The following is a 26,749-nucleotide window of genomic DNA, read 5'->3' on the forward strand; positions in this document are numbered from 1 at the left end:
CTATTCGGTTTAGTGGGGCTGTGGGCTTTTACATCGACTTATAACTTACATCACAGTTTTCCCCGGAGTGCTTGAGCTATAGGGTCGTTAGCTGACTGCCTACCGGTAACACCAATGACTTTGGGCACATCATAGAATATCTAAGGATTGATTAATGTGTGATATGTTATACCATAACAATATGGTGATGGTTAAACGGCTGATAGCTTTGCTGCTGGCGGGGGGGATTTTTGTTTATAGCCAGTTGGCGCAGGCCCATCCGCACAGTTTTATTGATATGGATACCACTTTTGTTAGCGATAAACAGATGCTGGTGGGGATGAAAATGGTATGGACTATGGATGAAATCACATCTGCCGATCTGTTATATGATGCAGAAAATGCCAAAAGTGACTCTGAAATCTGGAAAAAACTGGCGGCTGAAGTGATGGCTAATGTGCTGGGACAGCACTATTTCACCGATATTTATCGTGACGGTAAGCCGGTGAAATATAAAAACTTACCAACAGAGTATCACTTATCCCGCAAGGGGCATCAGGCAGTTTTAGCGTTTATTTTGCCACTGGCAGAACCCCAACCGCTGGCGGGGAAGCCTTTCATCATCTCCACTTACGACCCGACCTATTTTGTTGACATGACCTATGCGGGCAACAAGGCGGTAAGGTTATCAACTGACATGGAGAAAAGTTGCCAGTTAACCTTATTTACCCCAGATCCCAATGCTTCGTTACAAGCGTATGCATTATCGTTGGATAAAAGTGATTCGCCAGGAGAAGACATGGAACTAGGAAAACAGTTTGCACAGCGGGTTACCGTACAATGTCAGTAGGTATCACGGCAGTTTCACGGCCCCGGCACTGGCTGATAAATTTATGGCCGCTAATACTGTTTTTACTGATCTTAGCCGGTGCAGCCCAGGTGGCATGGCTCTATTGGCCTGAGTTGCTGTTCAAAACAGTCATTTGGCAGAAAAGCATGCATCAGCAGATGGCCCAATTACTGCAACAAGTTAAAGCTAATCCCCATCAGACTGGTTTTACATTGATGATGTTTAGCCTGATTTATGGCGTATTGCATGCAATGGGGCCGGGGCATGGCAAAGTGGTGATTGTCACTTATCTGGCGACCCATCCGGCACAATTAAAAGAGAGTCTGAAGCTAACTTTTGCCGCCTCACTATTGCAAGGTGGTGTGGCTATCTTGTTGGTAACGTTACTGCTGGGTGTTTTACAACTCTCATCACGGTATCTGCATCAAAGCAGTTTCTGGTTGGAGAAGGGCAGTTTCCTGCTGGTTATCGCACTGGGGGTTTTGCTGTGTTTACGGGCCTTAAAGCGTCTTTATCAGCAGATTAAACTACTCAAACCGCAAAAAATCAGCATCCAACGTATACAACCGTTGCCTGCCAACCATGTTCATAGTGACCATTGTGGTTGTGGGCATCGCCATCTCCCCAGTGCTCAAGAGCTACAAGCTGGGGATGACTGGCGCACTCGTCTGGCGATTGTTCTGGCCATGGGGATGCGGCCTTGTTCCGGCGCGATTATGGTGCTGTTATTTGCCAAAGTGATCGGCGTCTACGGGTGGGGGATTTTGTCAGCGATAGCGATGGCAATCGGAACATCCCTGACCATTTCGCTACTGGCGCTGTTTGTCCATTATGCGCGGCGTCTGGCGGTGTACTTAAGCCGTCATCGTGCACCGGTAGCCTGGGGAGCTATTGCGTGGTCTACGCTGGCATTAACCGGCGGGATTATTCTGCTGTTTGCCGGTGTGCTGCTCTATCTTTCTAGTCAGCCGGAGTTTATCGGCGGCATACGGCCCTTTGGCCGCTAAAGTTAACAATGAAAAAAGCCAGTCGGTTAACCCAGACTGGCTTTTTTCATATGGCTGGATGCGTATATACCCTATAGATTTCAAGGTGTAGGAAGGCGGCAAACAAGAGAACCCCGATGAGCTTACACGAGTAAGTGATTCGGGTGAACGAGAGCAGCCAACACACCTGCAATTTGAAAGATGACGGGTATATGATATTAACGTTTCAATGCATCACTAATCTCATCGCTCATCGCTTGAACGATAGATTTAACAATACGTGGATTACCGGCTACGATATTGCCAGAACTGAAATGGTTATGACCGCCAGCAAAGTCAGTCACGATACCGCCAGACTCACGTACCAACAGTTCGCCACCAGCAAAATCCCATGGCTTCAGACCAATCTCAAAGAAACCGTCAACACGGCCAGCGGCCACATAAGCCAGATCCAGTGCCGCTGAACCGGTGCGACGAAAATCTGCACACTGTTCAAACAGTTTACCCACAACGCGCAGATAAGCTGGCGCATGTTGTTTTACTTTGAATGGGAAGCCGGTCGCCAGAATGGTGCCGTCTAAATCTTTAGCATTGGTGCCGCGCAGACGATAGCCGTTTAATTGCGCGCCCTGACCACGGGTGGCTGTAAACAATTCGTTACGCATTGGGTCATAAACCACTGCCACTTCGGTACGGCCTTTGATGCGTACAGCGATAGAAACGGCGAAATGAGGGAGGCGTTTGATGAAGTTGGTAGTGCCATCCAGTGGATCAATAACCCATTGTACATCATCGTCTTCACCAACCAACTCACCGCACTCTTCACCAATAATGGTGTGTTTTGGGTAAGATTTACGGATGACCTCGACAATCAGGCGCTCTGCATCACGGTCTACATTAGTAACAAAGTCGTTAGTCCCTTTCTGGCTCGCTTCGACAGCGTCCGGGGTTTCATAATTTTTGGCAATCAGGTTACCGGCCTTACGCGCAGCGCGTATGGCGATAGTCAGCATCGGATGCATGGGTATCTTCCACTAGGATGTTAAAGAACGAGAAACGGGGCGCAGTATAGCAGGGGTTCTGATAAATGCCTATACCCGTCACCCTTCAAGATGCAGAGGTGTTGACTGCCCTTATTTGCCCTGGTTACTTAGTTATCTAAGTTCCCAGGAACTAATGAGCCTCATCCTTGAGGCTCACCCTACGGGCGAGCATAAATGCTGTTCAAATCGGTTCCCGACTGATTTGTCACTCGGTTGCCGCCTGCCTGCAACTCGAAGTAGCTTGGGTATATGTCTGTGTTAAGATATGGCGATTCCCCGTTATCTTCAGAGTTTGTATGCTACACAATATTCGTATCGTTTTGGTCGAAACCTCGCACACCGGCAATATGGGTTCAACAGCCAGGGCCATGAAAACCATGGGATTAACCAATTTGTATCTGGTTAACCCTTTAGTCAAACCCGATTCGCAGGCGATTGCGCTATCTGCCGGTGCCAGTGATGTCATTGGTAATGCTACTATTGTCGATACTTTAGATGAAGCATTGGCTGGGTGTAGTCTGGTTGTCGGTACCAGTGCCCGTTCACGCACCTTGCCTTGGCCAATGTTAGAGCCGCGTGAATGTGGTGTGCGCAGCGCCCACGAAGCAGAACATGCTCCGGTTGCATTGGTATTTGGCCGCGAGCGGGTAGGGCTAACGAATGATGAACTACAGAAATGCCATTATCATGTGGCGATCCCGGCAAACCCCGAATACAGTTCATTAAATTTGGCGATGGCGGTACAAATTTTAGCCTATGAAGTGCGGGTAGCATTCCTTGATCGCCAGCAGGCTGCGGCACCGGTAATAGAAGAAGAGGAAGCCCCTTATCCTTTGGTGGATGATCTGGAGCGCTTTTATCTGCATTTGGAGCAGGTGTTATCCCATACTGGTTTTATCCGACAGGCACATCCAGGCCAGATTATGAGTAAATTGCGCCGTCTGTTTACCCGTGCACGCCCAGAGGCTCAAGAGCTAAATATCTTGCGCGGTATGCTGACATCCATTGAAAAACAGGATAAACACCCACAGCATGATGTGGGTGAAAGTGCGTTAGATAACAAAAAATAAGGTTTTATATCAATTGGTTATTATTAAAATCCTGCCATATTATTCAAAATGGAATAGGTTAATAATACTTGAGTAAATTACTAGGTTAAATAGTTGACTAAAACAGTCAAGAATGTCAGAATTCTGGCTTGTTTTCACCAACAGGTAATTTTAGCTATGAGACTGACATCCAAAGGCCGTTATGCCGTGACCGCCATGCTTGATGTGGCATTACATTCCCAGGACGGGCCAGTTCCTCTGGCAGATATTTCTGAACGCCAAGGGATCTCATTATCCTATTTGGAACAACTGTTTTCACGGTTACGCAAAAATGGCTTAGTTGCCAGCGTCCGTGGTCCAGGTGGCGGTTACCTGCTGGGCAAAGATGCATCAGCAATCGCGGTAGGTGCAGTAATCACCGCCGTAGACGAATCTGTCGATGCTACCCGTTGTCAGGGTAAAGAAGGCTGTCAGGGCGGTGATCGTTGCCTGACTCACACCTTGTGGCGTGATCTGAGTGAGCGCATCAGCAGCTTCCTCAACAATATTACGCTGGCAGAGCTGGTGAATAACCAAGATATCCTAGAGGTTGCGGATCGTCAGAATAACGATACGCGCCGTACGGCTAATGGCCGACCGCAAGAGACGATTAACGTCAATCTGCGCGCATAAGCAGAATCTGCGGAATTTTACGTTTTGGAAGTGATGTACGGAGCATAAGAGCAATGACCGAATCAAAAATAAAGACACCTATCTATCTGGATTATGCAGCAACCACCCCGGTAGACCCTCGTGTCGCTGAAAAAATGATGCAGTATCTGACTCTGGACGGTATTTTCGGTAACCCCGCCTCGCGTTCTCATAAGTTCGGTTGGCAGGCAGAAGAAGCCGTTGATATTGCACGTAATGATATTGCTGCTCTGGTAGGTGCTGACCCTCGTGAGATTGTCTTCACCTCCGGTGCAACTGAGTCTGATAACCTTGCAATAAAAGGTGCGGCTAATTTCTATCAAAAGAAAGGCAAGCACATCATCACCTGTAAAACCGAACATAAAGCGGTGCTGGATACCTGTCGTCAACTGGAGCGTGAAGGCTTCGACGTGACTTATCTGGCACCACAGTCTAACGGTATTATCGACCTAAAACAGCTTGAAGCGGCCATGCGTGAAGACACCATTTTGGTCTCTATCATGCACGTGAATAATGAAATCGGTGTGGTGCAGGATATCGCTGAAATCGGCGAAATGTGCCGCAGTCGCGGGATCATTTTCCACGTCGATGCAACGCAAAGTGTTGGTAAATTACCGATTGATCTGAGCAAACTGAAAGTTGATTTGATGTCCTTCTCAGCCCATAAAGTTTATGGTCCGATGGGCATTGGCGCGCTGTTTGTTCGCCGTAAACCACGCATTCGCATCGAAGCACAACAGCACGGTGGTGGTCATGAGCGTGGTATGCGTTCAGGCACCTTGCCAGTCCATCAGATAGCCGGTATGGGTGAAGCTTACCGTATCGCCAAAGAAGAGATGGAAAGCGAAGCTGCGCGTCTGCGCTCACTGCGCCTGCGTTTGTGGAATGGTTTGAAAGATATCGAAGAAGTTTACCTGAATGGCGATTTAGAGAATGGCGCACCTGGCATTCTGAACATTAGCTTCAACTATGTTGAAGGTGAGTCGCTGATCATGGCACTGAAAGATCTGGCTGTTTCATCAGGTTCAGCCTGTACCTCCGCGAGTCTGGAACCTTCTTATGTGTTGCGTGCGTTGGGGATGAACGACGAACTGGCTCACAGTTCAATCCGTTTCTCTCTGGGGCGTTTCACCACTCAAGAAGAGGTAGACTACGCCATTGTGCTGGTGCGTAAATCTATTGGCCGTCTGCGTGATTTGTCCCCGTTATGGGATATGTTCAAACAGGGCGTGGATATTAGCAGCATTGAATGGTCTCACCATTAATTCCAGACTTTAAGACTCAGGAGTAATCACATGGCTTACAGCGAAAAAGTAATCGATCATTACGAAAATCCACGCAACGTCGGTTCATTCGACAACGCAGACCCTACTATTGGTAGTGGCATGGTTGGCGCACCCGCTTGTGGTGATGTCATGAAATTGCAGATCAAAGTCAACGAAGCCGGTATTATTGAAGATGCTCGTTTCAAGACTTATGGTTGCGGTTCAGCCATTGCTTCCAGCTCTCTGGTAACTGAATGGATGAAGGGCAAATCTCTCGATCAGGCTGAAGCGATCAAAAATACTCAAATCGCGGAAGAACTGGAGTTACCGCCAGTCAAAATTCACTGCTCGATTCTGGCTGAAGATGCCATTAAAGCAGCTATCGCCGACTACAAAAGCAAACATACTGCCAAGTAGTTGTAACATAGGTTATCAATTGTTAGCAGAGTTGAGGAAGGTGTATGTCGATATCAATCAGCGACAGTGCTGCACAACGGGTCAGTGCCTTTTTAAATCACCGTGGTAAAGGCTTGGGTCTGCGCTTGGGCGTAAGGACATCAGGCTGCTCTGGTATGGCATATGTACTCGAATTTGTTGATGAAATGAACGACGATGACGTCATTTTTGAAGACAAAGGTGTGAAAGTGATCATCGACGGCAAAAGCATGGTCTATCTTGATGGCACCGAATTAGATTTCGTCAAGGAAGGGCTGAACGAAGGCTTTAAGTTTAACAATCCGAATGTCTCAAGTGAGTGCGGATGTGGTGAAAGCTTTAACGTCTGACTCCTGTTTTTGTTTCTACCTCAGGCACTTGTGCTTCATACAGCTCTCTTGCATAACAAGAGGGCTGTATAATATTTGCTAAGCCATCACTATATTCCAGAGCATGCTATGGATTACTTCACATTGTTCGGGCTGCCGCCTCGCTATCTGGTTGACGGCAACCAACTCACTACCCGCTATCAGGAATTACAACGTCAATTCCACCCTGACCGTTTTGCTAACCAGCCTGAACGCGAGCGTTTAGCCTCGTTGCAACAAGCCGCAACCATCAATGACGCTTACCAAACCCTCAAGCATCCGTTAAAACGTGCCGAGTATATGTTATCTTTGCAGGGTTTTGATTTAGGCAATGAACAGCACACCATGCGTGATACTGCATTTCTGATAGAGCAGTTGGAACTGCGTGAAGAGCTTGATGAGATTGAACGCAAACCCGATGCCGAAACGCAGCTTGCTGCATTCAGTAGCCGCTTAGCATTGATGACACAAACGCGCAGTCAGCAAATGGTGGAGCAACTGGATAAGCAACAGTGGGAACTGGCGGCTGATACTGTGCGTAAATTGCGTTTTTTGGATAAGTTACAACAGCAGGTTGAACAACTTGAAGAGCGTTTGTTTGATGATTTATCTTGATTTATACCCGTCATACTTCAAGCTGCATGCGTGTTGGCCGCTTTCGTTCACCCGAATCATTGACTGGCGTCAACTCATCGGGATTCACTCAATTGCCGCCTGCATGCAACTCGAATTATTTAGGGTATAACCGTGGTCTCTAATTGGTAAAATAACTAAAACTCAATTTATTAATTGTCGTAATGTCTGATTAATTCAGAGCCTATCACCGGATAGATTTTGCTCTTTAGACTCATGATTGATGGAAGTTCAACATGGCCTTATTACAAATTAGTGAGCCTGGTTTAACTGCGCAGCCGCATCAACGTCGGCTGGCCGCAGGCATAGACTTAGGTACGACCAATTCATTGGTCGCCACCGTGCGTAGCGGTAAAGCACAAACGCTGGTTGATGAGCAACAGCGGGATCTTTTGCCCTCAGTGGTTCATTATCAAGCAAATAGTATTGATGTTGGTTGGAATGCCCGCAATCTGGCGGCATTGGACCCGGTCAATACCATCAGTTCAATTAAACGTATGATAGGTCGCTCTTTGGCAGATATCGTACAGCGCTATCCTAATCTGCCTTACCAATTCCAGCCCAGCGAAAATGGCTTGCCGATGATCCAGACTGCCAGCGGGTTGGTGAATCCGATCCAGGTGTCTGCTGATATTCTTAAAGTATTGTCTGCTCGAGCCCAGGCGGCACTGAGTGGTGATCTGGATGGTGTGGTGATCACTGTGCCGGCGTATTTTGATGACGCTCAGCGTCAGGGTACCAAAGATGCGGCACGTCTGGCGGGGCTACATGTATTACGTCTGCTTAATGAGCCGACCGCAGCGGCAATTGCCTATGGCCTGGATTCAGGTCAGGAAGGGGTGATTGCCGTTTATGATCTTGGCGGTGGCACCTTTGATATCTCTATTCTGCGTTTGAGCCGTGGTGTGTTCGAAGTGTTGGCAACCGGTGGTGATTCTGCCCTGGGGGGCGATGACTTTGACCATCTATTAGCCGATTGGCTGCGTGAACAAGCAGGTATTGACTCCCGTGATGATCATGGTATTCAGCGGCAATTACTTGATGCAGCGATCGCGGCTAAAATCGCGTTGAGTGACGCCGAGGTTGCAGATGTCTCTGTTGCTGGCTGGCAGGGGCAAATAACCCGTGGGCAGTTTGAATCGCTGATTGCAGCGTTAATCAAACGGACATTAATGTCTTGTCGCCGTGCGTTGAAAGATGCCGCAGTGACCCCTGATGAGGTGCTGGAAGTGGTGATGGTTGGTGGTTCAACCCGTGTGCCGCTGGTGCGTGAGCAAGTCGGGCAATTCTTTGGCCGCACGCCGCTAACCTCGATTGATCCCGATAAAGTTGTGGCAATCGGTGCCGCCATCCAGGCCGATATTTTAGTGGGTAATAAGCCCGATAGTGACATGCTGCTGCTTGATGTTATCCCGCTTTCATTGGGGTTGGAAACCATGGGCGGTCTGGTGGAGAAAGTTATTCCGCGCAATACCACTATTCCAGTAGCCCGCGCGCAGGAGTTCACCACCTTTAAAGATGGGCAGAGTGGGATGAACATCCATGTGCTGCAAGGCGAGCGTGAATTGGTGCAAGATTGTCGTTCATTAGCCCGTTTTACCTTGCGTGGCCTACCGCCACTGCCTGCTGGTGGTGCGCATATTCGTGTTACTTTCCAGGTAGATGCTGACGGTTTATTGAGTGTTACCGCGATGGAGAAGTCCACCGGTGTTGAGGCATCGATTCAGGTTAAGCCATCCTATGGGCTATCTGATGATGAAATTGCCAATATGATTAAAGATTCGATGGCGAATGCGCAAAGTGATGTCAGTGCGCGTAAGTTAGCAGAACAACAGGTCGAAGCATCCCGTGTGCTGGAGAGTTTACAAGGCGCATTGGCAGAAGATGCAGCATTACTCAGTGAGCAAGAAAGTACCGCTATCGTTCAGGCGATGGCCTTATTACAGCAGCAGATGCAGGGTAACGACCCACAAGCAATCGAAGCTGCGATCAAAGCGTTAGATGCGCAAACGCAAGATTTTGCCGCGCGCCGGATGGATGCTTCCATTCGCCGTGCGTTGGCTGGTCATTCAGTGGATGAGGTTTAATCATGCCCAAAATAGTATTTCTGCCCCATAAAGATCTTTGCCCGGATGGTGCAGTACTGGAAGCAACCCAAGGTGAGACTATACTCGACGTTGCCTTGCGCAATGGGATCGATATTGAGCATGCCTGTGAGAAATCCTGTGCCTGCACCACCTGCCACTGCGTGGTGCGTGAAGGGTTCGATTCCTTACCAGAAAGCAGTGAGTTGGAAGATGATATGTTGGATAAAGCCTGGGGTCTGGAGCCGGAGAGCCGCCTGAGCTGCCAAGCCAGAGTGACCGACGAAGACTTGGTAGTTGAGATCCCGCGTTATACCATTAACCATGCGCGGGAGCATTGATATGAGCTTAACGTGGCAAGATACTCGGGAAATCGGTGAAGCACTCTACGACAGATTCCCGGATACCGATCCGAAAACCGTGCGTTTTACCGATATGCATCAATGGATTTGCTCTCTGGAAGATTTTGACGACGATCCGCAGAAATCGAATGAAAAAGTGCTAGAGGCCATTCTATTAGTGTGGTTGGATGAGTTTGAGTGAGTATTGTAGGGTCGCGAAAGCGGCCTTTTTTGTACCTGATCTGATATCCTATACCCAAAGTCATTGGCGTTGCAGGCAGGCAGCAGCTGAACGACAAATCGGTTGAAGACCGATTTGAACAGCATTGATGCTAGCTCGCAGGGGGAGCCTCTTTGAGGCTCATTAATCCCGATAAGCTTACTTATATTTTAAGGTCAAGACCAGTAAGTGATTCGGGTGACAAATCTGCCTGGAGCAGATTTGAACTCTGCTTGCAGCGGCCTCGCAGAGGCGAGGCCGATGGACGGGCCGAGTAGTGCGCGTAGCTAACACCCTGTAGCGCCAAGGACGAAGGGTATACAGCAAAAAATAATAACGAGGTAATAATGACAACAGAATTGATGCAAGTATCCCTGTCGCATAATCCGGCAGATGCCCGTTGGGGCGAGAAAACGCTGTTGAGTACCGATGCTGAAGGGATGACTATCCACCTGACGGACAACGGTAAATTAGGTGCGATTCAACGTGCTGCGCGCAAAATAGATGGGCTGGGAATCAAGCACATAAAACTGGCTGGCGAGGGCTGGGGGTTAGAGCAAAGTTGGGCATTTTGGCAAGGGTTCCGTGGGCCAAAAGGTCAGCGCAGCGTGGAGTGGGCAGAACTGCCAGAGAACGAAAAAACTGAACTGAAACAACGCATAAAAATTATCGATTGGGTGCGCGACACGATCAACGCACCGGCGGAAGACTTAGGTCCAGAGCAATTGGCTAAAAATGCCATTGATTTGATGTGTGCCGTCTCGTGCGATGCAATCAGTTACCGTATTACCAAAGGCGAAGATCTGCGCGAGCAGGGCTATGCTGGGATCTATACCGTGGGTCGTGGATCTGATCGCGCACCGGTATTGCTGGCCTTGGATTATAACCCAACCGGTAATCCTGATGCGCCGGTAATGGCCTGTCTGGTAGGTAAAGGAATTACATTTGATTCCGGCGGTTACAGCCTGAAGCAGAGTGCGTTCATGGACTCGATGAAATCCGATATGGGCGGTGCCGCCACCGTGACGGGAGCCTTGGCTCTGGCGGCGGCGCGTGGCTTGAAACAGCGTGTGAAGTTGTATCTGTGTTGTGCCGACAATATGGTTAGCGGTAATGCCTTTAAATTGGGTGATATTATCCGTTACCGCAATGGTAAAACTGTAGAAATCATGAATACCGATGCTGAAGGGCGTCTGGTACTGGCTGATGGCCTGATTGATGCCGCCGAGCAAAACGCACCGCTGATTATTGATGCTGCCACTTTAACCGGTGCGGCCAAAACGGCATTGGGTAACGACTACCATGCTCTGTTCAGCTTTGATGATGAGCTGGCACAAGCGCTGTTGAACAGCGCGCAAAGTGAACATGAACCTTTCTGGCGTTTACCTTTGGCGGAATTCCATCGCAGCCAGTTGCCATCTAACTTTGCTGAATTGAATAATGTGGCGGGCGCTGCCTACAGTGCGGGTGCCAGTACTGCCGCCGCATTCCTGTCGCATTTTGTGAAAAACTACCAACAAGGTTGGCTCCATATTGACTGCTCTGCCACTTACCGTAAAAGTGCGGTTGAACAATGGTCTGCCGGTGCTACAGGTTTAGGTGTTCGTACCATTGCTAATTTGTTGTTGGCGAAAGCAAAACAGTAAGTTTGGTGAATGAAGGGGCAAGCACACCTACGGGTACTCCGGCGGCTCACGCCGCTACGACCCGAACGGTGCGCTTCCCCTTCGTTTGGTTTTGTAAGCTACTAATGGGGCGCATTTACGTCCCTTTGTTCGATCTGCTTGACGTTTTTCGGAGTACAAGATGAGTTTGCTACAACCACCTGCCGATGATAACCACGATCACCACCATGATGAGGACCAGAGTCTGGAGTCGTTGCTAAAACTGGCGGCAACTGAGTCAATTTATCGCACTGCTTTTTTCCACAGGTTACTGGACGCCACGGTGTTAGTGCTGGTGGCCGGCTCAGAACCGGGCGGTGAGGATAGCGAGATGACCTTCACTGCGGGCAATGGGGTCAATATTCTGCATTGGGAAAAGCAGGATGGTGAATCAGTTATTCCTTTTTTCAGTTCGCCAGAAGTATTGCAACAGGCGCTGAGCCAGGCTGAGGATGAGCAAACTGACCTCGAAAAGCAGCCTTTTGTTGCTATGCCAGTACGGGTGTTATTTGAAATGACACAGGGTGCACATCTGTTCCTGAACCCGAAATCAGAACATGGCAAAGAGTTTTGGCCGCAAGAAGTGGCGATGCTATTGGAAAATGGCGGTTTAGCCCAACCGGCTGAAATGATGGTGGATAAAGAGAGCCAAATCTTGTTGGGCCAGCCGGAAGAGTATCCGGCGGCGATGGTTGATGCTTTGATCCAACTGTTTAGCCAGCGCAAACCGGTGCGGCGTGCTTTTCTGGCATTGATGCATGATAAAAGTGTGGATGAGCAACCTAACTTACTGATTGGGTTGGAAGTGGATGGTTCGCCCGAAGAGATAGATCAGCTAATTCAGGAAGCGGGCAATGTGGCCAGTGACCATGCACCGGATGAACACCCGGTCGATTTCTGTCTGGTTAATGAGAAAGAGCGTGGGGTAAGCCACTATCTGATGACCCATACGCAGGCGTTTTATCAGCGCCGCTGGGGCAGTTGGCTGAGAAATGTTATTCCCTCGACCAGCCATTAACTCGCTGTTGGCGGGCCAGATTAGCTAGCTATAGGAAAGGGAGCCGTAAGTGGCTCCCTTTTTTGACACACCATTCTCATTGCTACATGAAGAACTTAACGTGTTATTTAGAAGGTGTAAGCAACGCCCATATTAATGGTCATTGGGGTCGCAATGTTTTTACCTTTAGAGACTTTCACTTCAGAACCGATTGACAGGTTAGAGGTCAGGTTTACATTGACACCCACACCTGCGTTAGCTCGGGTCCCTTTCAGGCTGTTATCAAACATTTCGTTGTTAACCATCACCTTGTTACTGGCCATCAGGTCATGATCCACTGAGAAGATAGCGTAAGGCTTAATTTCAGTACCACCATTCAACACAAAGCGATAACCGGTGTTCATCCCCAGAGTACCGGTGGTAGAACGTGCGCCTTGGCTTTGTGCTTCCATACCGTTAGACAGTTGGTACTGGCTCTTACCGGAGCTAAAGGTGTTCAGCGCGACATAAGGGGAGATATACATTTCATTGATATTGATATGTTTACCTGCCTTCATGGCCAGACCCAGACCGGAGAAGTTAGTATTGCCGGTGGCGCTGCCGTCTTTAGCGGTCACACTGAGGTTCTGTTTAAACTGGTTAGTTTTCAGCACACCATTAATGTAATAACCGCTGTTAGCCAAATATTGCGCGTAAGCACCCAATGAGTTGCTTTCCACACTGCCGCTGCTCTGGTAATCCGATTTGATATTTGAGCTGCTGTAGCTGGCGAAACTACCCACACTGAATACGGCATTACCTAAATCAATGGCTTTATCGCCACCTAAAGTCATGCCATTCAACTTCTGGTTGAAGTTGGCCGCTGTGCCTTTCACGTTATAGCTGTCGTTCAGGTAAGTGAGCCACACACCGCTTTCGTTAGCTGACGAGCTTTGCTTATCCAAACGATTCTGAATCGAACTTAATTCAGCATTAAAGATAACCGGCATGGTATTGGCGACAGCCAGCACACCCGCAGTACTTGGTGTCAGGGCTGCTTTATCGGCTACCAGTTTGAAGCCGCCTTGACCATCACTGACCAGGTTGTGCTTATAGTTACCCAGATCTACCGGGCCATTAGCCAGTGCAAAGCGCGCGTTATTGGTACCCTGTACATCAACGACATTCAGGTTAGCCGGAGCAACACCGCTGGCATCGATCTGAACGTTGAAATCACCATCAGCATCACCCGTTACATTCAGTGGTGCCGTGGTATGGCTATGCAGGGCTGAACCTAAGTTAAAGCTACCGTTACCTGCCAATGAGTTCATGGTCAGTTGCGCTTTTGTTTGGCTCATATCGATAGAACCGCCCGCCAGCGTGACATCTTTAAAGGCGAATTTAGCGGGTTTGCCATTCATGGCGCTAAAGGCCGCACGGGAAGTTGGGTGTAGCCTGACATAAGGTGCATCTTCGGCCACCAGCACCATGTTACCGGCTAAATTCAGGTCTGCATCCTGGGTTACTGCACCGTCATGGACGCTCAGGAAACTGCCTCGGTTGGCATTAATGATCCCTTCGACAGCGGCAGTTTGGGTGAAAATGGTGGTACCGCCATTTAACTCCGCGTCTTTCAGCGAACTAGCGATCAGCGCATAACCGTCTTCAACCAGTATCTTATTGGCTTGCATGCGCGACTTAATCTTCAAGATACCGCCGTTTACCGTGGTGTTGTCAGCTTTCGCATCGCCACTAACGGTGAATTCTGCACCGTTATTAACCGTGGTATCTGTCGCTCCTGCGTCAGCTTCAACGGTGAAAACACCGCCATTCAGCGTGGTATCCATGGCAATGGCTTTATTTTGCAGGGTTAAGCTCCCACCCTTGATGATAGCTTTAGAGATAATAGCGTTATCTTTGGCAGTAATCTCACCTTCACTGACCAGATCACTGACAACAGAATTATTTCCCGCTGTAACCTGGCCGCCTTTGGCAACAATAGCCCCTTCTGATATGGCTCGTTCAGTGTCACTTATCCCTGTAAGGATCAACTGACCTTCTGCACCAACGATGGTATTCTTATCCGTACCACCGTTATTTTCCATGCTGCCTTTGGTGATCACGGTGCTATTTGCCAGTGCGCCAAGCGCCAACGTTACCGTGCCACCTTCACTAATAATACTGCCAATGATCTTACCGTCTTTTTCCACCTTTTGTGTGCCGCCCGATACCAGGGTATCGAGTGCAAAGGTTCGCGCAGCGACGGTTTGTTGCTCAGTGCCGGCAATTTTTTGCTCAAATGCAGGCATATCAACAGTCGTAGTCGTTACTGTCTCTAAACTAGCTAATGCTGTTGCCGCAGCCTGCATTACTGTGGTGCTAGTTAGGAGGTCAGCCGCAGCGTCAGTTTTAATCTGATTGGCAGCAATAACCTTAGCCTTAATATTTTTAAAATCATCATCGGCAGACTGATGTTTCTTGGTTGCGTCATCAGCTACCTGCTGTGCTGCCGCTGCATCCTTGATGGCCTTTTGCGCGGCTTCAATCTCAGTTTTTTTGTCCTGAGTAGTGGTTGAGTCTTTAATCAAATCCTCAAGCTCTTGTTCGAGATCTGGTGTGTTTTCATTCCAATTTGGATTGACAGTATTAATTGCAGTACTTTTTGCAGTATTAAGCAGTATTAAGCAGTATTAAGTTATCTTCAGCTTGAGTTTTTTCTTGCTCAGCGAGTTTGAGCTTTGCTTGATTAAATTTTAATTCAGGAGTCAGACGTACGACATCAACACTTGCTTTTTTTTCTGCTTCTTCTGCTTTTTTGTGCTCCTGTTTAGCCACAGCCAGCTCGTTGAACTTAGCTTGTTTCTCAGCAAAATAAGCCACCAGTTTTTCTGTTTGTTCCTGGCTTATCACACCTTGAGTCAGGTAGTTTTGCACCTTAGTCAGGGTATTTTGGCTTGCTTGTTGCTGCTGTTTGACTGCCGTGGCTTTTTGCTCAAGCCCTGGCGAAATAGCTGAGTTGTCGTTGGTTAATGATGCAATAAACAGTGAGTTGGCTTCTTCAGCGGTGAACTGCCCCGGCGCTTTGTTATTGAGTGAAGCTGTAAAAGCATCTATTGCTGCTGCATTGAGTTTATTTTTGTTGGCTTCGCTCTCGTCTTCTGCATAAGCAACAACGGCTTCTAACTGCTTAATGTGTTTTTCAAATGCATCGTTAAGTGAATCTAATTCGTTTTTTGCTTGTTTTTTTTGTGCAGGTTTTAATTTATCAATGCTGGTTGTAAAATCCTTAGTCTGCTGCTGGTGATCCTGTTGCGCTGTCGTAATTTGCGACTTAATCTGATTGATCATCTCTGTTGTGATTGTTTGACCCACAGGAGCGATGCTTTCCAGCAAGATATCTGCAGGGGCTTTGGCTACGGTAAAGTTGCTACCATTGCCCATACCAAGAGGTGTAACCGCAGATGTTGGTGCAGCAATTGCCCCACCAGATATCAATGATGAGACCAAAATAGATAACGGCAATAAACGTGTATTTAATGTGTTGCGATGACCCATGGTTTTATACATTCCTATTTACAGATGAATTTAAAAGACGAAATACTCAAGAAGGTTAATAACGACAAAATGTTGGATGAAATATAAATGAGTGTGCTGGGTATTCCTATTTATTAAAATATTAATCCAGATGGTTTATATTAATTTGATTTTTAATTTTATTTCGCTGTGGTTATTTTTGTGTTTATTTATTGATTTTATTGGTTTTTATTTTAAGTTGCGCCTTGTGGATCATTGGTGGGTTGAATTATTTAATTTTTATTAAAAAAATATTAAATAGGTTTTTGGGGTGTGTTGTTTAGAAAAATAGATATAAATGCGAGCCAATACGCATTTTTTATGAAGATAATCACTTGATTCTTCCCTCCCTATATTCCCTTTCATACCGATGCTATAATCTTGCTATCAGCCAGGGAGCAAGATATGAATCACAATGGTTTGCGTCGGTTAATGTCAGGAATTAAAGGGTATCGAACGACTATAGTGGTCGCTGCGGCGTTGTTATTAGCCGCCTGTGATGACAGCAATAATAAAGGTGTGGTCACACCGCCTGCGACTCAAACCAGTACCTCGGCGGGCAAAACACCGGCGAGTAAACCCCAAGATACGGTGGCGCTGGCGGCACTGGCAAAACGCCATGCGGGTCAGCCGCTTACCTTGCTGGATGCCTCTGAACTGCAACTTGACGGGGCCAGTGCCATGGTACTGACCTTCTCGCAGCCACTGAATCCAAATCAGGATTTCGCCGCGCAGGTGCATCTGGTTGATACCGTCAGTGGCAACATCGACGGTGCCTGGGAGCTATCCGATAATCTAATGGAGCTGCGTTTACGCCACCTCAAACCGGAGCGTAAATTGTTGTTGACTGTCGACAGCACGCTGCAAGGGGTAGGTGGCGCGCAACTGGGTGCACAACAACAGCAACAAATCACCACGCGTGATATTAAACCGAGTGTCGGTTTTGCCAGCAAAGGCTCTTTGCTGCCGGGCAAACTGGCGCAGGGCTTGCCGGTGATGGCGCTCAATGTTGATAACGTCGATGTTAACTTTTTTCGCATTAAGCAAAGCAGCCTGGCTAACTTCCTCGCTAACTGGCAGAACCGCAGTGCGCTCTCTAACTGGGAATCGGACGAACTGCTGAAAATGGCTGATTTAGTCTATACCGGCCGTTTTGATCTCAATCCTGCGGTTAATACCCGTGAAAAGCTGTTATTGCCCTTAGCCGATATCAAGCCGTTACAAGAATCCGGCGTCTATCTGGCCGTCATGCAGCAAGCCGGTCACTACAGCTATACCAATGCTGCCACCTTATTTACCCTAAGTGATATCGGTGTTTCGCTACATAGCTACCATAACCAGATGGATGTGTTCACTCAGGCATTAGCCGGTGGTGCGGCATTGCAAGGCGTGTCACTGCAACTGTTGGATGATAAAGGCCAGGTGTTGACTCAGGCCGAAACCGACGGCAAGGGCCATGCGCAGTTGGAAAAAAACGCTAACGCCAAACTGCTGCTTGCCGCGCAAAATGGGCAGACCAGTCTGATCGACCTTAATGCACCCGCGTTGGATCTGGCCGAGTTTGATATTGCTGGTCCTGAGGGTTTCCAGAAGCAGTTCTTTGTCTTTGGCCCGCGCGACTTGTATCGGCCAGGTGAAACCTTAATTGTTAATGGGTTACTGCGCGATGCCGACGGTAAACCCCTAACAACCCAACCCGTTAAAGTCGATATCCTCAAACCGGATAATCAAGTGGTGCGCAGCTTTACCTGGCAACCACAGGATGGCCTGTATCAATACCAATATGCCATACCTGAAGGTGGCCCAACGGGCGAGTGGTCACTGCGCCTGAATTTGGGTGATAACCAGCCACGATTGTACAAATTCAAGGTAGAGGATTTTCTACCAGAGCGTATGGCGCTCGATATTGCTACCAGTAAAGAACCGATCGCCACGGACAGTGAAGCCAGCTTTGCCGTCACTGGCCGTTACTTATATGGTGCCCCGGCCTCGGGCAACCGTCTGCAAGGCCAATTATTCCTACGCCCACTGCGTGAAGCTGTTGCCACGCTGCCCGGTTTTGAATTTGGTTCGATTATCGAAGAGAACCTCTCCCGCACCTTAGATGAGTTTGATACCACCTTAGATAACCAGGGGCAGACGAATGTTGCGGTGGATAACAGTTGGCAGCATGCCCAATCGCCGCTGAAATTGATATTACAGGCCAGCTTGTTGGAGTCGGGTGGGCGGCCAGTCACACGCCGTGCTGAGCAAGCGGTGTGGCCTGCTGATGCGCTGGCGGGTATTCGCCCGCTGTTCAATAAACAGCAGGTTTATGATTACCGCAGTGACAGCTATAAATCACAGGCGATGGTGGATCAAGATACGCAGGCTGATTTTGAAATTATCTATGCGAATGCCAGCGGCGAAAAGCTGGCCGCCAATGGCATTAAAGTTAAGTTGGTACGTGAGCGGCGTGATTACTACTGGCAGTGGTCAGAAAGTGATGGCTGGCAGTCGCTGTTTGATAAAAAAGATCTGACTCTGGCGGAACAAAGCGTGAATATCGCCGCCAATGGGAGTGCTAAAGTCAGTTTCCCAGTGGAGTGGGGCGCATATCGAATTGAGGTCAGTAATCAGGATAACTCGCTGGTGAGCAGTTCTCGCTTCTGGGCCGGTTACAGTTGGCAGGATAACACCGCTGGCAGTGGTGCGGTGCGTCCTGATCAGGTCAAATTAACGTTGGATAAACCCGCTTACCGCCCGGGCGAAAAAGTGAAGTTACATATTGAAGCGCCAACGGCGGGTAATGGTTATCTGCTGGTGGAATCCAGCGACGGCCCGCTGTGGTGGCAGGAAGTGACTATTCCTGCGGGTGGCGCGGAGGTCGACGTGCCGATTAACAAAGAGTGGAATCGGCATGACCTGTATCTCAGTGCCACAGTGATTCGCCCGGGTGATAAATCACAACAGGCGACGCCAAAACGGGCGATTGGTTTATTGCATCTGCCGTTGGTGGATGAAACCCGCAAGTTGGCATTGCAATTGGATGCCCCCGAGCGTATCCGGCCCAATCAAACTTTAACGGTAAAAGTGAAGGCCAGCCGGAGCGGCGCGCCGTTGCCGGAAAAAGTGCAAGTTTTGCTGTCAGCCGTTGACAGCGGGATCTTGAATATTACGGATTACGTCACGCCAGATCCGTACGACGCCTTTTTTGGCCGTAAGCGCTACAGTGCCGATCGCTATGATGTTTATGGGCAATTGATAGAAGGGCAAGGGCGCTTAGCCAGCTTGCGTTTTGGTGGTGATGGCGATGAGGAAGATGCGCTGTCCCGCGGGGGCAAGAAACCCATTACCGAAGTGACTATTGTAGCGCAGCAAGCCCAACCGGTGACATTAAACGCGCAGGGTGAAGGCACCGTTGAGCTGGCGATTCCAGACTTTAACGGTGAGTTACGTTTAATGGCCCAAGCCTGGAGTGATGAAGACTTCGGCAAAGCAGAATCGAAAGTGGTGGTGGCCGCACCATTGATTGCGCAACTGGCAGCGCCACGTTTTCTCGCCGGTGGCGACAGTACCCAACTGGCTCTGGACTTAAGTAATTTATCCGGTCAGGCGCAAACCTTAGTGCTGAAATTGGCCGCCAGTGATTTACTGGCGCTAAATGGCACGCAAGCTCAGTCAGTTACGCTGGCGAATGGTGAGCGTAAAACGGTACTGATCCCGGTTCGGGCGCTGAACGGGTTTGGGCAAGGTGATCTTGGTCTGACGATCAGTGGCATGGTACTGCCAAATGAAGAACTGCCAGATTACCAGCATCATTGGAAAATCGGCGTGCGGCCAGCCTATCCGGCCCAAACGCGCCATTTCGCTAATGTGCTGCGCAGTGGTGAAAGCTGGAGCCTGCCCGCGCAGGCTACGGCGGGATTGAGTGCTGAAACATTGCAAGGTCAACTGCTGATAACCAGCCGCCCACCTCTCAACTTGGCACGTTATATCAGCGAGTTGTACGCCTATCCTTATGGCTGTCTGGAGCAGACAGTCAGTGGACTGTATCCCTCACTGTACAGCAACCATGCACAGTTGACTGCACTGGGTATCAAGGCCGATAGCGATGAAAAACGGCGACAGACGATTGATGTCGGGATTGAGCATCTGCTCAGTATGCAGCGCTACAACGGCGGCTTTGGTTTGTGGAGCAACGACAGCCCGGAAGAGTTCTGGCTCACCGCCTATGCCACTGACTTCCTCTACCGTGCCAGCCAACAAGGCTACAGCGTGCCTGCGGCGGCACTGACGGCGGCGAATACCCGCTTACAGCGTTATTTACAGGATCCTAATCAGGTTGAAATTCGCTACAGCGAGCAAACCAAGCATACCCGTTTTGCGGTGCAAGCCTATGCGGGGCTGGTATTGGCGCAGCAGCAGCAGGCTTCGCTCGGTGCATTACGGCAGTTATATAGCCGTAACAGTGAAGCGCGTTCTGGCTTACCACTGGTGCAGTTGGGTGTGGCATTGAAATTGATGGGCGACATGCCGCGTGCCAAAGAAGCCATCACTCAGGGGCTAAATACCACACGCAGTGACAAAGATTACTGGCTGGAAGATTACGGTAGCCCGATACGCGATGATGCTCTTATTCTGGCGCTGTTAACTGACAACAATCTACTGCCGCAAGCACGTGATAGTCGTCTGCTGGCCCTGTCTGATGCCTTGACCAGCCGCAACTATCTGTCAACGCAGGAGAGCAATGCTATATTTCTTGCGGGGCGCACCTTGATGAATGGCGCTGAAACACCGTGGCAGGTTGCTATTGCGCCACAAGCTGAGCCAATTGCGGATAGCGTGACGCTGACCCAAAGCACCGCGTTAAACCAAAACTGGTCAGCATCACAACTGGCTGCGGGGATGCAACTGCAAAATCGGGGTGATACGCCATTGTATAGCCGCGTTGCTGTGGTGGGATATCCGCAGCAAACCCCTGCACCATTCAGTAATAATTTGCATATCACTCGTAGCTACATTGGGCTAGATGGCAATCCGTTGCAGTTATCACAACTGAAAAGTGGTGAGTTAGTCTTGGTGCATCTGGATGTTTGGGCCGATAGGCGGGTACCGGATGCGCTGGTGGTTGATTTGCTGCCTGCTGGTCTGGAACTGGAAAACCAGAATCTGGGCGATAGCAGCGCCAGTTTGGGAGAGAGTGCCAGCAGCGTGACTGAGCTATTACAGGATATGCAGCAATCGGATATCAAACATCAGGAGTTTCGTGATGATCGTTATGTCGCTGCCGTCAATGTCGATGGTTACCGTCACACCACGTTGCTCTATCTGGCGCGGGCGGTGACACCAGGCCTCTACCAGGTGCCTGCACCACAAGTAGAATCGATGTATGTACCCGATTGGCGTGCGCTGGGGAGTACTCCAGCGCAGCTTGAAATCGTTAAGTGAATACTCACTTCCCCTGAGCGGCGAAACAGTTGTCAGGGGAAGTAATACGATTCATGCGCAAAAATATCTATTCCCGCTATCGGCGTATGGGCTGGGCGTTGGCGCTTATCCTGGTGTTGTTTCCGGCCACTCTTTGGCTGGCAGATAGACTTTGGCCATTGCCTCTGGCCGAGGTCCAGGTCGCGCGGGTAGTGGTAGGCGAAGATGGTACACCGTTATGGCGTTTTGCCGATGCTGACGGCGTATGGCGTTATCCGGTGACGTTGAGTCAGGTTTCGCCGTATTATCTGCAAGCACTGCTCACTTTTGAAGACCGCTGGTTTTACTTTCATCCCGGGGTAAACCCATTGGCGCTAGCTCGTGCCGCCTGGCAGGATCTGCGCGCTGGTAAGATACTTTCAGGTGGCAGCACGCTATCTATGCAGGTTGCCCGCTTGATCGACCCACATCCGCGCACGTTAGCTGGCAAATTGCGTCAAGTCTGGCGTACTTTTCAGTTGGAATGGCATTTTTCCAAAGTTCAAATTCTCGAGATCTACCTTAATCGCGCTCCATTTGGTGGCACCCTACAAGGGATTGGCGCTGCCAGTTGGACCTATTTAGCTAAGCCGCCCTCTCAATTAACCGCGGCAGAAGCCGCATTGCTGGCAGCATTACCGCAAGCCCCTAGTCGGCTACGTCCCGATCGCTATCCTCTACGGGCAAAGGCTGCTCGAGACAAAGTGTTAACCCGACTGGCGGATTATCAGGTTTGGACAGCAAAGGATGTGGCTGATATTAAACAAGAAGAGGTCTGGCTGGCACCGCGTCAGATGCCACAATTGGCTCCTTTGCTAGCTCGCCGTTTAACCAGTGGTAATCAGCGCGAAGTGATCCACACCACGCTTGATACCGGATTACAGCGCCAATTGGAAGATATGGCGGCGAGTTGGCGTCACCAATTACCTGAGAAAACCTCGCTAGGCTTGCTGGTGGTTGACCATACCACGATGAAGGTGCGCGCTTATCTTGGGTCGGTGGATTTTCAGGACAACAGCCGCTTTGGTCATGTGGATATGGTCAGTGCATGGCGCTCACCGGGGTCGACACTCAAACCTTTCCTGTATGCCATGGCACTGGATGACGGCCTGATCCATGCTGAATCTTTGCTTCAGGACGTGCCACGCCGCTTTGGTGATTACCGGCCTGGCAATTTTGATACCGGATTCCATGGGCCGGTCAGTGCCAGTGAAGCTCTGGTGCGTTCGCTGAATTTACCGGCGGTTCAATTACTTGAAGCCTATGGCCCAAAACGTTTTACCGCCAATTTACGCAATGGTGGTCTGAACTTACGTTTCCCCTCTCACAGTGAACCCAGTCTGGCGGTCATTTTAGGCGGAACCGGTTCACGGTTGGATCAATTGGTTGCCGCGTATAGCGCTTTCGCCCGTGGCGGAATGGCAGCAACATTGCGTTTTGAACCGCAGCAACAAATACAAGAACGGCGACTATTCTCACCGGGAGCGGCATGGATTATCCGGCGTATTATGGCCGGTGAAGCCAGACCGTTACCGGATGATATTCTGCCAGCCAGCGTACCACTGGCATGGAAGACGGGTACCAGCTACGGCTATCGTGATGCTTGGGCTATTGGCATCAATGCGCGTTATACAATAGGCGTGTGGGTGGGGCGTCCAGATGGCACTCCGGTTGCCGGGCAGTTTGGTTATGCCACCGCAATACCGATACTTAATCAGGTCAATAACGTGTTGATGGCAGGATTGCAGCAAAGCATTCGCAGCTTACCGTCAGATCCGAGGCCATCGTCAGTCAGTCGGGAAGAGATTTGTTGGCCGGGTGGGCAACCGCTAGCGGTTGGTGATAGTAACTGTCGACAGCGGCGTCAAAGCTGGGTGCTCGATGGCACGGTACCGCCCACACTGACCGCACCCGGCCAGGAAAATATGCAGGGTAGTCAACTCAGTATCTGGCTAAATCAGCAAGGCGAGCGGGTTGCCGCGGATTGCTTAGGAGCCAAGCCAACGCAAGTGGCCTTGTGGCCACTGCCACTGGAGCCATGGTTGCCACTGGCTGAACGGCGTAATCAACGGTTACCCGCAGCAAGCCAGCAATGTCCACCGCAAGGGGAAGGCAGTGCTGCGCCATTGCTGATTTTAGGTATACGTGATGGTGCTGTCGTTAAGCGTTTACCTGGTCATAATAGCCTTGATCTGCGCCTGGTGGCGCAAGGCGGGAGAGGCCAACATTGGTGGTTCCTCAATGGTGAGCAAGTAGCGGTGACCGAGAATAATCAATCATGGGTACAAAACTTATCTGTGCCGGGCGGTTATCAGCTTAATGTATTGGATGAAAGTGGCCAGGTGGGTAATATAATTTTCCGTATGGAATAGTAATATTGATAAAACTAATTAATAACAATGGCTAATTGGTTTTTGTGTTTGTCATTTAAATAACATCCCTGTGATAAATAAAATGATATCAATGCTTTTATTAGCTAGATAAAGTAATCACATCACGATTTTTGACACTGTCATTTATTACTGGGGATTATTATATGAACCATAATTACTTTATTATATTTTTCACACTAATATTAACTGCAAACGTTTCTGCTCAACAGACAAAAGTGTGTTTCTTTGCTGATAGTGGCTATCTGGGCAAATCAATTTGTGCCAGCCAGGGACAAGAAGTTGATGATCTTAAGGAGGAATGGAATGACAAGATATCATCTATTTTTGTTCCATCGGGTATGATTGTTACGGTTTATGAAAATAATAATTTCTCAGGCAAGGCATTAACATTTAGAGATGATGTCGATTTACTCTCCTCCCGCAGTTGGGCTGATTTAAATAATGAAATTAGTTCCTTTAGAGTTAGAAGTGCTGCCTGTTTCTATGAGAAAGATAACTTTTTAGGTGAATCAATTTGCCTATCTGGTAACGAATACATTGATCTTTTCAATAATACAGATCGCCGTAGGAAACAATCACATATTTTAAACCCACTTAATGATCAAATTAGTTCGATCAAACTACCACAAAATACCCAAGTGACAGTTTATAAAAATGATAATTTTAGCGGCGATTACTTTATTCTGACTGATGATTATTCAGCTTTTGACTTGCAAAAAATAGGTATGGATTATGATATTAGTAGCATTCAGGTTTCTCAGCAAGAATATTTTATTTGCGACCAATATTGTGTTGTAAAAGATAAGATGATCATCCCGATACAATACACTTTCGGTGACTATTGGGGTGACGAACGAATAGGTTCAAAACAAACCTTGGTCAGTTTTCATTTGGATAGTAAAAATAATTATTCTGTAGGAATAGTCGATGGTGGTATATTTAAGATAATGGATCGTGAGCTTTTTTTTATTCATGAAAGCAGTAATAATAGCGCTATATTCAAATTGAGCGATGAAAGCGATACATTATCAATGTTATCGACATTTTATGGTGGTTATTTCGAAGTTCAATTTATGGAATCTATTGGCGAACAGGCAGTCGATTACTATCCATTGATCACCTATTTATTCGATGCGGATAAAACGGATGTTAAATTCTTCATTAATAATAACAGTAAAACTGAACCATTAATTATAAATAAAATAGTGCTGACGGCTGAAAAAAATCAAAGTCGAGCAGGGCGCAGTTTTGTTGGGAAAAGCGCTTGCTGGTTACTTCCCCTGCTTAATATTTATAATTATGTTGTCCAAGGGCGGTGTAATCAGGTAGACCGGTTTGTCACCAATATTTATGATTTTTTCAGTGGCGGTAACAATAAGATATTGCAAGTATCCGGCTCTTCGAAGCCCCTCCCTAGATTAATGACGAAAGAAGCGTTGTCTGCTGACGTGTTCTTGGCACCGCTGCCAACTGAGGCGGTTGGCATATTGACTCAAATTAATTCTGATATGAACGGGAAATCATTGACGGTACCGGCCAGTGCGCTGGCCTGTAAAGTTTCAATGAAAGATGAAGTGCTGCCTCATCTACGTTTTCGCCGCCAGCTTATTCCCCCTTGTATTGATTGGACATTGAGTATTTTGACTGACTTTACCATGCTCTTTGGTGGCAGTCTTGACAGTTGGAACGCCGAAAATTTTGGTCGGGTTATTGAGCGGATTATCAGCGTAGGCGATACCGGCTATGCGGCATCAGACACAGTGACCGATGCGCGGTTTATTGAAAGTGTCCAGCTCTATGTCGCTAATAATATTGATAATGCGATAATGTTAAAAACAGCATTTGATTTTTCACAGCTCAGCTATGCCGATTATTTATATCGTAATGTTCTGGATTCTAACGCCGAAATACCACAAGTAGCACAGATACTACCTCAAGGACGCTATGAGTTGGCACTGCAAAATTTCCAGTTTGTCGAAACCATCCCCAGAAGACGGCAACACAATCAATGGCTAGAACAGCCTGAAATGCATTTTGATATTGAAATCATTAGCGGCGTTACCGAAAACTCGCTGGCTGCCAGGGACAATATCCTCCCGTATATCGAAGAATGGGAACGAGTTTACAGTCGGGCCTGGCACACCTTGAAAACCGAGACGGATATTGAAAGTATTGACAATCCCAATGTGTATAAAGGGATGGATGCGGTTATTTCCGCCTCGAGTCTGGTGAGTGGCGTGGTGCAGAGTTGGCTAAGAACGGCCCGCGATGATTATATCTATGTGATTGTTCGTTTATCAGGGGTGGTCATTAGCATCACGCTGGCAGTGGATATTAATGAGTTTGATGTTGGTGTTGCCGGTTCATTGACTGACCCAGCTTACGTGCTTTATCCAATGGCTGAAGGCACTATCAGAGGCGCAGGTACCGCAGCTATCAGAGCATTAGCCGACTATTTGGCCAAAAAAGGGAAACGCGCACTGGTATCGGATGTGATCAGCCAACCTTCCGCCATTGTGAAAAAGAAGGTGGGCTTTCAATTTATCAATGAACTTTGATATTAATAACGTTTTGCCTACAAAACACTGCGAGTATGGCAAACGGTTTTTTATGCAAAGTGTGAGTTGTGCGTAAAAATGAGTAATTAAGATAAATATTTTTTAATGAAATGTTGTGATTCCCGTATGCAAGCGTTAATCACGCACCTATAATCGGCGGCCACTGTACAGGGGTCGGCATAATTTTGTAGTAA

Annotated in this window: 19 protein-coding genes; 16 read left to right on the plus strand and 3 right to left on the minus strand. The window is 48.4% G+C overall.

From position 1 onward, the window contains the following. Nucleotides 1-154 precede the first annotated feature (154 nt). A complete protein-coding gene (locus tag V1956_RS08070; protein ID WP_442824999.1) occupies nucleotides 155-829 on the plus strand; it encodes a DUF1007 family protein in 675 nt (224 codons plus the stop codon). Continuing rightward, on the plus strand, nucleotides 820-1,836 hold the full coding sequence (locus V1956_RS08075; RefSeq protein WP_372559676.1) for a nickel/cobalt transporter: 1,017 nt from the start codon (nucleotides 820-822) through the stop codon (nucleotides 1,834-1,836). The genes V1956_RS08070 and V1956_RS08075 overlap by 10 nt, the downstream gene beginning before the upstream one ends. A 197-nt stretch (nucleotides 1,837-2,033) precedes the next feature. Here the strand turns inward: V1956_RS08075 and suhB are convergent, their stop codons facing one another. After that, nucleotides 2,034-2,837: an inositol-1-monophosphatase gene (gene suhB, locus V1956_RS08080; RefSeq protein ID WP_005192722.1), complete on the minus strand. Its 804-nt coding sequence runs from the start codon at nucleotides 2,835-2,837 to the stop codon at nucleotides 2,034-2,036. Between the two features lie 317 nt (nucleotides 2,838-3,154). Here suhB and trmJ point away from each other — a divergent pair, with 317 nt between their 5' ends. The 11 genes from trmJ to sseB all read left to right on the plus strand — a co-directional run bounded on the left by trmJ (nucleotide 3,155) and on the right by sseB (nucleotide 12,625). Further along, nucleotides 3,155-3,928 carry a tRNA (cytosine(32)/uridine(32)-2'-O)-methyltransferase TrmJ gene (trmJ, locus tag V1956_RS08085; RefSeq protein WP_442825000.1) on the plus strand — a complete coding sequence of 258 codons (774 nt, stop codon included), beginning with the start codon at nucleotides 3,155-3,157 and terminating at the stop codon, nucleotides 3,926-3,928. A 156-nt stretch (nucleotides 3,929-4,084) separates the two neighbouring features. Further along, the gene (gene iscR / locus V1956_RS08090) at nucleotides 4,085-4,579 is read left to right on the plus strand and encodes a Fe-S cluster assembly transcriptional regulator IscR (protein ID WP_004707916.1); all 495 of its coding nucleotides are present in this window, start codon (nucleotides 4,085-4,087) and stop codon (nucleotides 4,577-4,579) included. 68 nt (nucleotides 4,580-4,647) lie between these two features. Continuing rightward, nucleotides 4,648-5,862, plus strand: a complete 1,215-nt coding sequence (locus V1956_RS08095; protein WP_372559939.1) for an IscS subfamily cysteine desulfurase — start codon at nucleotides 4,648-4,650, stop codon at nucleotides 5,860-5,862. 30 nt (nucleotides 5,863-5,892) lie between these two features. Beyond that, nucleotides 5,893-6,279: a Fe-S cluster assembly scaffold IscU gene (iscU, locus tag V1956_RS08100; RefSeq protein ID WP_005159510.1), complete on the plus strand. Its 387-nt coding sequence runs from the start codon at nucleotides 5,893-5,895 to the stop codon at nucleotides 6,277-6,279. 44 nt (nucleotides 6,280-6,323) lie between these two features. Beyond that, the gene (gene iscA / locus V1956_RS08105; protein WP_005192709.1) at nucleotides 6,324-6,647 is read left to right on the plus strand and encodes an iron-sulfur cluster assembly protein IscA; all 324 of its coding nucleotides are present in this window, start codon (nucleotides 6,324-6,326) and stop codon (nucleotides 6,645-6,647) included. Between the two features lie 108 nt (nucleotides 6,648-6,755). Next, a complete protein-coding gene (hscB, locus tag V1956_RS08110) occupies nucleotides 6,756-7,280 on the plus strand; it encodes a co-chaperone HscB (RefSeq protein ID WP_372559674.1) in 525 nt (174 codons plus the stop codon). 254 nt (nucleotides 7,281-7,534) lie between these two features. Next, entirely contained in the window at nucleotides 7,535-9,385 is a 1,851-nt protein-coding gene (hscA, locus tag V1956_RS08115) for a Fe-S protein assembly chaperone HscA (RefSeq protein WP_442825001.1), read from the plus strand. A gap of 2 nt (nucleotides 9,386-9,387) precedes the next feature. After that, nucleotides 9,388-9,723 (plus strand): ISC system 2Fe-2S type ferredoxin, encoded by a 336-nt coding sequence (gene fdx, locus V1956_RS08120; RefSeq protein ID WP_004713939.1) that lies wholly within the window; start codon nucleotides 9,388-9,390, stop codon nucleotides 9,721-9,723. 1 nt (nucleotide 9,724) lies between these two features. Beyond that, nucleotides 9,725-9,925 carry a Fe-S cluster assembly protein IscX gene (gene iscX / locus V1956_RS08125; protein ID WP_372559672.1) on the plus strand — a complete coding sequence of 67 codons (201 nt, stop codon included), beginning with the start codon at nucleotides 9,725-9,727 and terminating at the stop codon, nucleotides 9,923-9,925. A 365-nt stretch (nucleotides 9,926-10,290) separates the two neighbouring features. Beyond that, the gene (pepB, locus tag V1956_RS08130; protein ID WP_420071474.1) at nucleotides 10,291-11,589 is read left to right on the plus strand and encodes an aminopeptidase PepB; all 1,299 of its coding nucleotides are present in this window, start codon (nucleotides 10,291-10,293) and stop codon (nucleotides 11,587-11,589) included. A gap of 160 nt (nucleotides 11,590-11,749) precedes the next feature. Continuing rightward, entirely contained in the window at nucleotides 11,750-12,625 is an 876-nt protein-coding gene (gene sseB, locus V1956_RS08135; protein ID WP_442825002.1) for an enhanced serine sensitivity protein SseB, read from the plus strand. Nucleotides 12,626-12,732: 107 nt separating this feature from the next. On the opposite strand, the gene V1956_RS08140 is transcribed toward sseB, so the two are convergent. Both V1956_RS08140 and V1956_RS08145 read right to left on the minus strand, forming a co-directional pair. Further along, the gene (locus V1956_RS08140) at nucleotides 12,733-15,171 is read right to left on the minus strand and encodes an autotransporter outer membrane beta-barrel domain-containing protein (RefSeq protein ID WP_442825003.1); all 2,439 of its coding nucleotides are present in this window, start codon (nucleotides 15,169-15,171) and stop codon (nucleotides 12,733-12,735) included. Nucleotides 15,172-15,253: 82 nt separating this feature from the next. Beyond that, nucleotides 15,254-16,138 (minus strand): hypothetical protein, encoded by an 885-nt coding sequence (locus V1956_RS08145; RefSeq protein ID WP_442825848.1) that lies wholly within the window; start codon nucleotides 16,136-16,138, stop codon nucleotides 15,254-15,256. Nucleotides 16,139-16,561: 423 nt separating this feature from the next. Between V1956_RS08145 and V1956_RS08150 the strand changes: the two genes are divergently transcribed. From V1956_RS08150 to V1956_RS08160, 3 genes are all read left to right on the plus strand, one after another. Continuing rightward, entirely contained in the window at nucleotides 16,562-21,586 is a 5,025-nt protein-coding gene (locus V1956_RS08150) for an alpha-2-macroglobulin family protein (protein ID WP_442825004.1), read from the plus strand. A 53-nt stretch (nucleotides 21,587-21,639) separates the two neighbouring features. Further along, nucleotides 21,640-23,976, plus strand: coding sequence for a peptidoglycan glycosyltransferase PbpC (pbpC, locus tag V1956_RS08155; RefSeq protein ID WP_442825005.1), 2,337 nt, complete (start codon nucleotides 21,640-21,642; stop codon nucleotides 23,974-23,976). Between the two features lie 164 nt (nucleotides 23,977-24,140). Then, the gene (locus tag V1956_RS08160) at nucleotides 24,141-26,555 is read left to right on the plus strand and encodes a peptidase inhibitor family I36 protein (protein WP_442825006.1); all 2,415 of its coding nucleotides are present in this window, start codon (nucleotides 24,141-24,143) and stop codon (nucleotides 26,553-26,555) included. The last annotated feature ends 194 nt before the right edge of the window (nucleotides 26,556-26,749 follow it).

The organism is Yersinia sp. 2540 StPb PI, assembly GCF_052217165.1.
In the GTDB taxonomy this organism is placed as follows: domain Bacteria; phylum Pseudomonadota; class Gammaproteobacteria; order Enterobacterales; family Enterobacteriaceae; genus Yersinia; species Yersinia enterocolitica_E.

Coding starts and splice junctions, on each gene's coding strand:
- V1956_RS08070 (WP_442824999.1), top strand. CDS start 155: ATGTGTGATATGTTATACCATAACAATATGGTGATGGTTAAACGGCTG.
- V1956_RS08075 (WP_372559676.1), top strand. CDS start 820: ATGTCAGTAGGTATCACGGCAGTTTCACGGCCCCGGCACTGGCTGATA.
- suhB (WP_005192722.1), bottom strand. CDS start 2,837: ATGCATCCGATGCTGACTATCGCCATACGCGCTGCGCGTAAGGCCGGT.
- trmJ (WP_442825000.1), top strand. CDS start 3,155: ATGCTACACAATATTCGTATCGTTTTGGTCGAAACCTCGCACACCGGC.
- iscR (WP_004707916.1), top strand. CDS start 4,085: ATGAGACTGACATCCAAAGGCCGTTATGCCGTGACCGCCATGCTTGAT.
- iscU (WP_005159510.1), top strand. CDS start 5,893: ATGGCTTACAGCGAAAAAGTAATCGATCATTACGAAAATCCACGCAAC.
- iscA (WP_005192709.1), top strand. CDS start 6,324: ATGTCGATATCAATCAGCGACAGTGCTGCACAACGGGTCAGTGCCTTT.
- hscB (WP_372559674.1), top strand. CDS start 6,756: ATGGATTACTTCACATTGTTCGGGCTGCCGCCTCGCTATCTGGTTGAC.
- hscA (WP_442825001.1), top strand. CDS start 7,535: ATGGCCTTATTACAAATTAGTGAGCCTGGTTTAACTGCGCAGCCGCAT.
- fdx (WP_004713939.1), top strand. CDS start 9,388: ATGCCCAAAATAGTATTTCTGCCCCATAAAGATCTTTGCCCGGATGGT.
- iscX (WP_372559672.1), top strand. CDS start 9,725: ATGAGCTTAACGTGGCAAGATACTCGGGAAATCGGTGAAGCACTCTAC.
- pepB (WP_420071474.1), top strand. CDS start 10,291: ATGACAACAGAATTGATGCAAGTATCCCTGTCGCATAATCCGGCAGAT.
- sseB (WP_442825002.1), top strand. CDS start 11,750: ATGAGTTTGCTACAACCACCTGCCGATGATAACCACGATCACCACCAT.
- V1956_RS08145 (WP_442825848.1), bottom strand. CDS start 16,138: ATGGGTCATCGCAACACATTAAATACACGTTTATTGCCGTTATCTATT.
- V1956_RS08150 (WP_442825004.1), top strand. CDS start 16,562: ATGAATCACAATGGTTTGCGTCGGTTAATGTCAGGAATTAAAGGGTAT.
- pbpC (WP_442825005.1), top strand. CDS start 21,640: ATGCGCAAAAATATCTATTCCCGCTATCGGCGTATGGGCTGGGCGTTG.
- V1956_RS08160 (WP_442825006.1), top strand. CDS start 24,141: ATGAACCATAATTACTTTATTATATTTTTCACACTAATATTAACTGCA.